This window comes from Staphylococcus coagulans, from assembly GCF_002901995.1.
In the GTDB taxonomy this organism is placed as follows: domain Bacteria; phylum Bacillota; class Bacilli; order Staphylococcales; family Staphylococcaceae; genus Staphylococcus; species Staphylococcus coagulans.
Genome location: NZ_PPQN01000022.1, coordinates 1 through 11,492, shown reverse-complemented (window position 1 = coordinate 11,492; position 11,492 = coordinate 1). Strand labels below are relative to the sequence as shown.

At 35.7% G+C, this 11,492-nt stretch carries 10 protein-coding genes and 1 other RNA gene; 1 reads left to right on the top strand and 10 read right to left on the bottom strand.

Annotated features, from left to right (window positions below):
- Positions 1 to 3: 3 nt before the first annotated feature.
- The 3 genes from CD118_RS05780 to cymR form a co-directional block, all read right to left on the bottom strand.
- On the bottom strand, positions 4 to 198 hold the full coding sequence (locus tag CD118_RS05780; protein ID WP_016425257.1) for a CsbD family protein: 195 nt from the start codon (positions 196 to 198) through the stop codon (positions 4 to 6).
- Between the two features lie 66 nt (positions 199 to 264).
- Positions 265 to 1,095 carry an aldo/keto reductase gene (locus CD118_RS05775; RefSeq protein ID WP_060829811.1) on the bottom strand — a complete coding sequence of 277 codons (831 nt, stop codon included), beginning with the start codon at positions 1,093 to 1,095 and terminating at the stop codon, positions 265 to 267.
- 41 nt (positions 1,096 to 1,136) lie between these two features.
- Positions 1,137 to 1,556, bottom strand: a complete 420-nt coding sequence (gene cymR, locus CD118_RS05770) for a cysteine metabolism transcriptional regulator CymR (protein ID WP_050330743.1) — start codon at positions 1,554 to 1,556, stop codon at positions 1,137 to 1,139.
- A gap of 110 nt (positions 1,557 to 1,666) precedes the next feature.
- On the opposite strand from cymR, the gene CD118_RS05765 reads away from it, so the two are divergent.
- Positions 1,667 to 2,947 (top strand): replication-associated recombination protein A, encoded by a 1,281-nt coding sequence (locus CD118_RS05765; RefSeq protein ID WP_103356379.1) that lies wholly within the window; start codon positions 1,667 to 1,669, stop codon positions 2,945 to 2,947.
- 288 nt (positions 2,948 to 3,235) lie between these two features.
- Here the strand turns inward: CD118_RS05765 and CD118_RS05760 are convergent, their stop codons facing one another.
- From CD118_RS05760 to CD118_RS05730, 7 genes are all read right to left on the bottom strand, one after another.
- Entirely contained in the window at positions 3,236 to 4,003 is a 768-nt protein-coding gene (locus tag CD118_RS05760; protein ID WP_060829809.1) for a tRNA threonylcarbamoyladenosine dehydratase, read from the bottom strand.
- An 80-nt stretch (positions 4,004 to 4,083) separates the two neighbouring features.
- A non-coding RNA gene (gene ssrS, locus CD118_RS05755) (6S RNA) lies at positions 4,084 to 4,275 on the bottom strand.
- A 73-nt stretch (positions 4,276 to 4,348) separates the two neighbouring features.
- A complete protein-coding gene (gene aspS, locus CD118_RS05750) occupies positions 4,349 to 6,118 on the bottom strand; it encodes an aspartate--tRNA ligase (protein ID WP_060829808.1) in 1,770 nt (589 codons plus the stop codon).
- A complete protein-coding gene (hisS, locus tag CD118_RS05745; RefSeq protein WP_050346217.1) occupies positions 6,118 to 7,389 on the bottom strand; it encodes a histidine--tRNA ligase in 1,272 nt (423 codons plus the stop codon). Before hisS ends, aspS begins: the two co-directional genes overlap by 1 nt.
- A 356-nt stretch (positions 7,390 to 7,745) precedes the next feature.
- Positions 7,746 to 8,621: an N-acetylmuramoyl-L-alanine amidase family protein gene (locus CD118_RS05740; protein WP_060829807.1), complete on the bottom strand. Its 876-nt coding sequence runs from the start codon at positions 8,619 to 8,621 to the stop codon at positions 7,746 to 7,748.
- The gene (gene dtd, locus CD118_RS05735; RefSeq protein ID WP_050330739.1) at positions 8,618 to 9,070 is read right to left on the bottom strand and encodes a D-aminoacyl-tRNA deacylase; all 453 of its coding nucleotides are present in this window, start codon (positions 9,068 to 9,070) and stop codon (positions 8,618 to 8,620) included. The genes CD118_RS05740 and dtd overlap by 4 nt, the downstream gene beginning before the upstream one ends.
- Before the next feature lie 12 nt (positions 9,071 to 9,082).
- Positions 9,083 to 11,272 (bottom strand): RelA/SpoT family protein, encoded by a 2,190-nt coding sequence (locus tag CD118_RS05730; RefSeq protein WP_103356378.1) that lies wholly within the window; start codon positions 11,270 to 11,272, stop codon positions 9,083 to 9,085.
- Positions 11,273 to 11,492: the final 220 nt, after the last annotated feature.

The following is an 11,492-nucleotide window of genomic DNA, read 5'->3' as shown; positions in this document are numbered from 1 at the left end:
TTCTTATTTATCGTCGCCAGTAAACTTGTTTAAAGCGTCTTTAGCTTTTTCTTTAACGTTATCAATGGCTTCTTTAGCTTTACCTGAAGCTTTGTCACCTTTACCTTCATTTTCAAGTGACTTATTATCTGTTACATTTCCTACTGTTTCTTTAACGTTACCTTTTGCTTGTTCAAATTTATTTTCACTATTTGACATTTAAAGGCCTCCTTTATTAATAACTACTCTATTTATTCCACAAATCATGGAATTTAAACATCGTCATTAAAATTCTTCGTAAACAGCTGGATGTTGTCCTTTTCGTCTTCCATCTTTTTTAGTTAATTGATTAATTAATTGGATGTCTTCATCTGTAATATAGAAATTAAACACATTTAAGTTTTCTTTCTGACGTTGAGATGATGTCGCTTTTGGTATTGGCATTACACCATTTTGAATATGCCATTTTAAAATAATTTGCGCTGGTGTTTTATCATATTTTTCGGCTAGTTGTCGTAAAATCGTTTCTTCCATAACGCCGTTATCCCGGCCTAAAGGACTCCAAGCTTGAGTCAAAATCCCTTTTTGCTGATGAAATTGAATCATCTCTTTTTGGTTAAAGTAAGGATGTAACTCAATTTGGTTGACGACAGGCATTACACCTGTTTCTTTTTCAAGCTGTTCTATATGCTCCGGCAAGAAATTACACACACCAATTTGACGTATTAAACCTGCTTTTTGTGCTGCAATCATTGCATTCCAAGCCTCAACGAATAAGCCTTGCTTTGGATTTGGCCAATGAATTAAATACAAATCAATGTAATCTAAATGAAGGCGATAAAGTGACTCTTGAATGGTTTCATAAACATCTGCCTCTTTTTGATAACGGCCTGGTAATTTCGAAGTCACATAAATTTGATCTCTACCTACTTGACTATTTTGTATTGCTTTACCAACGGCACCCTCATTTTCATAGTTATATGCTGTGTCTAATACACGATATCCTAACTTGAGTGCTTCAGTTATCGCATGTGCACCTTGAGTGCCATTCAATTTATATGTCCCAAAGCCCAATTGATCAATATAATTACCGTCTCTTAATTGAAACTGTTCCATAATTTGTAGCCTCCTTAGAATAACGTCGATTAAATCGTATTTTAAATATAGAACATATAGCCTTCGAGTTCGTCTCTATCTTTATCATCTGCTAAAGATTGTAACGTTGTTTGATCAAGGACCTCTTTAACAGCATTTCTCATTCGTAACCACAGTTGTTGCTGGGCAGGTGGTTCTGATTCCATTCGTTCAACAATAGTCAGTGGCCCTTCTAATAAACGAATGATATCCCCCGCTGTAATTTCATTTGCGGGCATTTTTAACTCGTAGCCCCCTTTTGCACCTCTAACGCTTCTAATTAAGCCTGCATTACGCAAAGGGCCTACAAGTTGTTCTAAATATAAATCACTCAAATGATTTTCTTCAGCAATTGTTTTAAGCGACACACACCCAGTCCCTTGACGTTTTGCTAAGGCAATCATTAATGTTAAACCATATCTTCCTTTAGTCGATATTTTCATATTTTTACCTCACCTTATATAATCCGATTTAGTTTGATTTTATCATTATTTATATTATTATAATACCAATGCAATCAGAGTACAAAACAAATCTTAACGGAGGGATAAAGATGTTAACCGAACCGTTAGCTTCGAGAATGAGACCTAGAAATATAGATGAAGTGATAGGACAAAAGCATCTCGTTGGCGAAAAAGGGATTATTCGACGCATGGTGAATGCAAAAAGACTGTCTTCTATGATTTTTTATGGTCCTCCTGGCATAGGAAAAACGAGTATTGCTCAAGCTATTGCGGGAAGTACCGCATTTAAATTTAGACAACTGAATGCTGTGACTAATACTAAAAAAGATATGCAAATGATCGTTGAAGAAGCAAAAATGTCCGGACAAGTCATTTTGTTATTGGATGAAATCCATAGATTGGATAAAGCGAAGCAAGATTTTTTATTACCGCACTTAGAAAATGGGAAAATTGTATTAATAGGCGCAACAACTTCTAATCCCTACCACGCAATTAATCCTGCGATTCGCTCACGTGCACAAATTTTTGAATTATATCCTCTTGATAAAGACGATATCAAAGTAGCGTTGACACATGCGCTAGAAGATGAGGAGAGAGGATTACTTAGCTATAAGCCTAAGGTGGATAACGATGCTTTTGAATATTTTGCTACTCAGAGCCAAGGTGATGTACGCAGCGCTTTAAATGCTTTAGAGCTTGCCGTACTAAGTTCTAGTGAGAAACCTCCACATATCACAATTCAAGATGCTGAAGATTGTCTCCAACGTGGGGCTTTTCTGAGTGATAAGGATGGTGATATGCATTATGACGTGATGAGTGCCTTTCAAAAGTCAATACGCGGAAGTGATGTCAATGCGGCATTACATTATTTAGCACGTTTAATTCAAGCTGGAGATTTACCAACGATTGCTAGACGTTTACTAGTGATTAGTTATGAAGATATAGGTTTAGCATCTCCTGGTGCAGGACAACGCACACTCGCAGCTATCGAAGCGGCTGAACGACTTGGCTTTCCCGAAGCAAGAATTCCATTGAGTCAAGCGGTTATCGAACTTTGCCTATCACCAAAATCTAATTCTGCTATTAAATCTATTGATGCTGCACTTAGTGATATCCGTAAAGGTCATGTTGGACAAATTCCTGATTACTTAAGAGACGGTCACTATGAAGGCGCGAAATCTCTTGGACGCGCGATAGGTTATCAATATCCTCATGATTTCTCTAATGGTTTTGTCGCCCAACAATACTTGCCTGATTCATTAGCAAAGCGGGAATACTACGAGCCAAAAGACACTTCTAAAACAGAACACCATTTCAAACAAATTTATGACAATATTAAAAAGCAACAGAATCAACTTCATCAAAAGTAAAATGCTCACGTGTTATTAGTCACTATTAATTCATAAACTATATTTGTAAAGCACCTAGGACATTAATCCCTAAATAAATAGCGCTAAGATGATTTTCTATTAATAATTCATCTTAGCGCTTCTTTATTATGATAAAACTTTGTATAGTCTGGCTTCTATTTCCGAGAAGGTAGCCTCAGCCAGTAAACTTCGATTCGTCCTATTCCCTCAGTCGTCTCGTCATCAATCACTATCTATGACACTTAAAAAATTGATATAATTAACTTCTTCAGTGTGCAATTTCTATACTTAACGATCTTTAATACGTTGTAATGGAATAGATTTAAGTATATCGTTACAAACATAACTTGCACATATTAAACCGACGACACTTGGTACATATGCATTAGAAGATGGTGGCATTTGTGCTTTTCTATTTTTGCCTTGAGCATCGCCTACCACTGCTTTGACATCTTCACGAATCACGATAGGACTTTCACCTGAGAAAACTACTGAGATGCCCTTTTTAATGCCTTTTTGTTTTAATTTATTTCTTATTACTCGAGCGATTGGATCTGTATGTGTTTTTGAAATATCAGCAATTTCAAATTGTGTAGGATCTGTTTTATTGGCAGCACCCATGCTTGAGATAATTTTAATACCTCTCTTAAGACATTGTTCCATAAGATGAACTTTATAAATAATCGTATCACTTGCATCAACAATATAATCAATATCATAGTCATTAAATAATTGTTCATACGTTTCTTCAGTATAGAACATATGTAGTGGTGTGACTTTACAGTCAGGATTGATCAGTTTAATGCGCTCTTCCATCAAAGCAACTTTACTTTTTCCAATTGTTGTTGTCAGTGCATGTATTTGACGATTCACATTTGTAATATCAACATCATCTTTATCAATTAAAATAATGTGACCAATGTTCGTACGTGCCAATGCCTCTGCTGCAAAAGAACCTACACCACCAACACCTAATACAGCTACTGTCGATTGTTTCAACTTGTCTAATCCTTCTTGGCCGATTGCAAGTTCATTACGAGAAAATTGATGTTTCATATTAATCTCCTTCATAGCTAAGTTATACATTTATATGTGAAAGCATAAAAAATACGCAAGACAAAGTGTCTTGCGTACCGATAGAATCCGTCATGCCGTAGTTGAAAATGCTTGATCATTTTGGCCTGCTATATACAGGTGGGTGCCCTGTTTCTTGTTTTGCAAGTCCTCCTTGAGAGGCGTGTGCGCTGCAAGAAAACCCATTGGGCTCCCTGATCAAAGAGTGTTAGGTCAAAATACAAAAAGCGAACTTACGAACATTGCAGACGACTATCTTATGAATTCATCATATCACAAATCAGTGATTTAGCAAATAATAAGTTTATCACCCTGTGAAATGATATTTTAAATGTTTTTAATACGCAAAGACAGGTCATCTAATTGTCGGTTAGAAACAGGACTCGGCGCATCTGTTAATAAATCTGTAGCCGATGCAGTTTTAGGGAAGGCGATCGTATCACGTAAATTTGTACGACCTGTCAATAGCATCACAAAACGGTCCAATCCTAATGCGATGCCCCCATGTGGAGGTGCGCCATATTTAAATGCATCTAATAAAAATCCGAATTGCTCTTGCGCAGCTTCATCAGAAAAGCCAAGCGCTTTAAACATTTTTTGTTGTAATTCTCCATTATGAATACGTATAGAACCGCCACCTAATTCATAACCATTTAAAACGAGGTCATAAGCTTGCGCTTGCGCTTTTTCAGGTGCTGATTCTAACAATTCGATATCTTCTACTTTTGGTGAAGTAAATGGATGGTGCGCCGCTACATAACGACGTGCTTCTTCATCATATTCAAGTAATGGCCAGTCAGTAACCCATAAGAAATTCAATTTTTCAGGATCAATCAGACCTCTTTCCTTTCCTAACTTATTTCGTAAAGCGCCTAAACTTTGTGCAACGACCTCTTTTGTATCAGCAACAAATAACACAAGGTCTCCATCTTTAGCATTTGTGAGCGATTGTAATTTCTCAACATGCTCAGCTGCGAAAAATCGTGCAATAGGTCCACTCAAGCCATCTTCTACAACTTTAACCCATGCTAATCCTTTAGCGCCATAAATATTGACAAATTCAGTTAAACCATCGATGTCTTTTCTTGTGTAATCTTTAGCACCATTTTCAACGATGATGGCTTTCACTTGACCCCCACTTTCAACAGCACCTTTAAACACTTTAAAGTCCATGACTTCACCTAACTCTGAAACGTCAATCAATTCCATACCGAATCGTGTATCTGGCTTATCTGTACCGTATCTTTCCATTGCTTCAGCATAAGTCATACGCGGAAATGCATCTGTCAAAGTAACCTGTTTAACATCAGATACAACTTTTTTAGCCATTGCTTCGCCTAATTGAATGACATCTTCTTGTTCAACGAAACTCATTTCAATATCTATTTGTGTAAATTCAGGCTGACGGTCAGCACGTAAGTCTTCATCTCGGAAACATTTAACAATTTGATAATATTTATCGAATCCACTAATCATAAGCAATTGTTTAAATAACTGTGGTGATTGAGGAAGTGCATAAAATTCACCCTCGTGTACACGGGATGGGACGAGGTAGTCACGTGCCCCTTCAGGTGTAGACTTTGTTAAAACAGGCGTTTCCACATCATAAAAACCTTGATCATCTAGAAATGTACGAATTGATTTTGTAATTTGATGACGCATTTTAAATGTTTGAGCTAACTTTTCACGTCGTAAATCTAAGTAGCGATATTTAAGTCGAATATTTTCATCTACATTGATGTTATCTTCATTGATAGAAAATGGCGGTGTCTCGGATTGATTAATAATTTCAATGGATTTTGCTTGTACTTCTATTTGCCCCGTTTTAAGTTTAGGGTTAACCGTTTCTGGATTTCTTTTCGTTACTGTACCCGTTATTTCAACAACATATTCTGAGCGAATACGTTCAGCAACTTTTAATGCTTCTTCAGAGAAATCAGGATTAAATACGACTTGTACATAGCCTTCTCTATCGCGAACATCTACAAAGATAAGCCCCCCTAAATCTCTACGGTTGTGGACCCAACCTTTTAATGTAATCTCTTGTCCTAAATATGCTTCTGTGACTAAACCACAGTACGTCGTTCGTTTGTTCATTACTTTCTGCCTCCATTAATATAGCTTTCAATTTCTTCAAATTTCATTGTTTTTGACTCCCCGGTTGCCATATGTTTCACTGCAACTTCGCCATTTTCTAGTTCTTGATCCCCTATTACGATCGTATAGGTTGCGTTAAGACGGTCAGCTTGTTTCATTTGTCCTTTTAATTTACGTGACAAATAATCTTTATCAGCTGAAATACCATCATATCTCAAACGATTAAGTAATGTTACAGCATATCGATCAGCTTTTTCTCCCATAGTTGCAATAAATAAGTCAATTTGGTTCTCTTCTGGAAGTTCGATTCCTTCTTCTTCTAAAGCTAATAGTAAACGTTCAATACTTAATGCAAACCCAATACCTGTTTCTTTAGGTCCATCCAATAACTCTAACAAGCCATTGTAACGGCCACCACCACAAAGCGTAGTAATTGCGCCATCATACGCTTCGTTATCCATCATCAATTCAAACGCTGTGTGCGTATAATAATCTAATCCACGAACAAGCGTTGGATCCACTTCATACGGGATACCTAAACGATCCAAGTGTGCTTTCACTTCTTCAAAATACGATTTTGAATAATCATTTAAATAATCAATGATCGAAGGTGCTGTTTTCATCTCTGGTTGATTGCGATCGACTTTACAATCTAAAATACGCATTGGATTGGTCTCAATTCGATTTTGGCAATCTTGACAATAATTATGGATGACAGGTCTAAAATGTTCGCGAAGTGCTTCTTGATATTCTTTACGTGATTCTGCATCACCAACACTATTAATGACAAGTTTAAGTTTTTTCAAACCAAATGATTGGTAAATATGCATGACTAATGCTAAAACTTCAGCATCAATACTTGGATTTTCAGCACCAATCACTTCAACGCCAAATTGGTTAAATTGGCGATAGCGTCCTTTTTGTTTTCTTTCATAACGAAACATCGGCCCATTATAATACAATTTAACAGGTTGATTAGGGTTGCCCTGCATTTTGTTTTCGATATAACTTCTTACTACAGCAGCTGTTCCCTCTGGTCGTAATGTAATACTACGATCCCCTTTATCTTTAAATGTGTACATTTCTTTTTGCACAACGTCAGTTGAATCACCAACGCCACGTGCAAATAAATCTGTACTTTCAAAAATAGGTGTTCTAATTTCTTGATAATTATACAGTTTCATTAATTCATCTAATTTTGATTCAATATACTGCCATTTTGAAGTATCTTGAGGTAATATATCTTGCGTTCCACGCGGAATGTGAATCATCTTCATCTCTCCTTTATCATTGATTGCACCAGTCATCAAATTTTGAATAAAAAAAGCCCCTTGTATGACTTTTGCATACAAGGGACGTACTTTAAGCCGTGTTGCCACCCTAATTAAGCACAATCAACTGTCACGATTGTACTTCACTCTATAGCCAGTAACGTTGGCTGTACGACTTTATTTTCATAAAGTACCTCTTCTTGTGTTCAAAAACTTAACTTGAAGGTTTATCTTTCAGCCTAGGATAAACTCTCTGGATTTCTTCAGGAATCTAAAAGTCACTTCAAGAATACTAACGGTGATAAATATAAAATTCATTCATTATCATAACTGTTTTTGTGTTGAGTTTCAAGATGTTAACTTAAAAAATAATTTTTTAATCCATCAACGATGGCAGTTTCAACTATCTTTCTATGATTTACATCTCTAATCAACACTTCGTCAGTTGGATTACTAATATAGCCAAGCTCGAGTAAAACAGCAGGCATTTCTGTTTGACGTAGTACTTGATAGTTTTCTTGCCTTGGACCACGATCAGATAATATCGCTTTCTTTTGAATACTTGCATTTAAGGTTTCCGCAAGTACTTGTTGCTGTTCGTGGAACCAATAAACAGTTGCGCCATTCGCATTAGGTGAGTCAAGGGCATCATTATGAATACTGATAAATACATCGCCTTTCAAATTTCTATCTTTTAATTTAACGTACTCATCCTTAGTGCGCGTTAATTTGACTTTTGCCCCTTCTTTTTCAAGCAGTTCTTTTAATTCTAAACCTGTTTTTAGAGTCATATTTTTTTCTAAAGTTTTCTTACCCGTTTGACTAGCAGCGCCTTGATCTCCACCTCCGTGCCCTGGATCAAGAACGATAACTTTGTTCTTTAATGGATGAGCATAAGGGTTTTCGTCTTCTTTAATGTCTAGATTAGTATGCCAACCAGCAATCCAACCTTTTTCATTGCCATCTGGTGAGCGAACTTCAATCCACTTGCCACTTTGTCCTATTTTGACAAAACTGTCGCCTTCTTTAACTTTATATATCACTGGAAATGCAGCATTAGGACCCGTTCTAATTTCTGCATCTTCCACAACATGAATTTGGCTCGTATGACTCTCTCTAATTAAGATAAAAGAAATAACGATTGCAATGAAAACAGCCAAGATGAGTAACGCTAAATAAAATCTATGCGGTTTGATTCTTTTTTCCTTTAACCATTGATCTACTTTTTTCATAGGATTTTGCCATCAATACTTTCATAGATTATCGTCACGGGTCCATCATTTTGAATATCTACAATCATATCTGTTCCAAATTGACCTGTTTCAACAGCTAAATGATAAGTGCGTAATTGCTCATTAAAATATAAATATAATGCATTGGCTTCGTCAGGAGACATTGCTTTACTAAATCCTGGTCGATTACCTTTTCGCACATCAGCATACAAGGTAAATTGTGAGATTGACAAAATATGCCCTTCGATTTGTTGGACATTTAAGTTTAATTTGCCATTTTCATCCTCAAAAATGCGAGAATTAGCAATCTTCTTAGCGAGTGCATCTGCATCCGCTTTTGTATCATTTTCACCAATGCCTACGAGTAAGCATAATCCTCGATCTATAGAACGCGCTATTTGGCTGTTTTTCACACTAGCAGATTGCACACGTTGTACAACGATTCTCATAATTAAGCACTCCTAATTCCAAACTCGTGTTACTGTATAGATATCGCCGAGTTGTTTGATTTTATCAGCAACTTTATACACTTCATGTACATTTTTTACCATAATACTCAAATTAATGACAGCATTTTTATCAATATCAGATTTACCTGCAACTTTAATTAATTGACTAGAGGTGCTATTCACTGCTTGTAAAACCTCATTTAATAAGCCATTTCTGTCGTAAGCAGTGACTTCTAAATCCACTTGGTATTTCTGAGCTGCATTTTTAGATTTGACCCATTCCACATCAATTAAACGCTCTTTTTCGTTTTGAATATTTGGACAATCCGTGCGGTGCACCTTAATACCGTGACCCTTTGTAATATAGCCTAATATTTTATCACCCGGTATCGGATTGCAACATTTTGATAACTTTATTAAAACATTATCTAAACCTTCAACATATACACCTGAATCTGTCGTAATATGATCTTTAATAGGTGCTGATTTCGTCACTTGTTGTGCTTGATTCAACGCTTTTTGCTTGTTTTCAATGCGAATTCTTTCAGTAAGTTTGTTGACGATTTGAGCTGATGTTACACCACCAAAGCCAACTGCGGCATATAAATCATCTTCATTCGCAAAATTATACTTATCATTTACAATTTTTAAATTGCGTTCAGTTAACAGTTCGTCAGGTTTAAAGCCTTGCTCTTTAAGCTCAGCTTCCACCATAAACTTACCTTTTTCAATATTTGAAGAGCGATCTTGTTTTTTAAAGAAACTTTTAATTTTACTCTTAGCACTTGATGAACGTACGATTTTTAACCAATCACGACTTGGGCCATATGAATGCTTACTCGTTCTAATTTCAACGATATCACCGGTTTGTAAAACGTAGTCAATCGGAACAATTTTACCGTTTACTTTTGCACCTATCATTTTATTACCGACTTCACTGTGAATTGCATATGCAAAATCAATCGGTACCGCGCCGTACGGTAACTCAATCACATCACTCGCCGGTGTAAAAGCGTAAACTTTATCGCTTTGCAAATCAAATTTAAGTGACTCAATAAATTCTTGTGCATCAGAAGAAGTATGGTCAGTTTCTGCAATATCTTTTAGCCAATTTAGCTTTTTATTATACGTTTCACTATCTTTATCAACTTGTTTTCCTTCTTTATAAGCCCAATGCGCTGCAACCCCATGCTCTGCAATTTCATGCATTTCAAAAGTACGAATTTGGATTTCTAATGGGTCACCATTCGGACCAACGACAGTAGTATGCAATGACTGATACATATTTTGTTTTGGCATTGCAATATAATCTTTAAAACGACCTGGCATCGGTTTCCAAAGGGTGTGGACGAGTCCTAAAACAGCGTAACAGTCTTTTATAGAGTTAACGATAACACGTACAGCAAGCAAATCAAAAATCTGATCGAACTGTTTCTTTTGCTTCATCATTTTACGATAAATACTGTAGATATGTTTGGGGCGACCACTGATTTCACCACTAATTTCCATAATATCCATTTCTTTACGTATATTTTGAATTGCATTTTCAATATAAGCTTCACGTTCACTTCGTTTCTTTTTCATGAGATTAACAATTCTGAAATATTGAACATTATCAATATATCTTAATGCAATATCCTCTAATTCCCACTTAATTGTATTGATCCCTAAACGATGGGCAAGCGGTGCATAAATTTCCAATGTTTCTTTTGAAATTCGAATTTGTTTCTCACGAGGCATCGCGCGCAAAGTCCTCATATTATGTAATCGGTCAGCTAATTTTACTAAAATGACACGTACATCTTTAGCAATTGCAATAAATAATTTACGATGATTTTCAGCTTGTTGCTCTTCTTTCGAACGGTATTTTACCTTTTTTAATTTCGTAACCCCATCGACAATTGTCGCAATTTCCACATTGAACATTTCTTCAACATCATCAAAAGTATACGGCGTATCTTCAATCACATCATGTAAAAAACCTGCAACTATCGTTGGTCCATCGAGATGCATTTCAGTTAATATACCTGCCACTTGAATAGGGTGCATTATATATGGTAAACCGTTTTTACGAAATTGTCCTTCGTGTGCTTGGTAAGCAATGTGATAACTTTTTAATACATATTCATATTGTTCATTGTCTAAATATGTTTTTGCTTTATGCAATACCTCATCTACACTATATGGATATTCGTTATTCATTTTGGTCACCCCCACGTTATAAATAATAATTCTATCATACTACATGATTAAAAATAATTGAACCGTATCACAACGCATAATTTTATTACAAAATAATAATAAAAGTGTCAATAATTTTAGTTTTTCAATACTTGATTACATTTTAAAATGTTTATTCAGTTTATTTAAAATATTGAAGCAACAAAAATGGTATCATCAACTTCAAAGTAACATTTAAAAT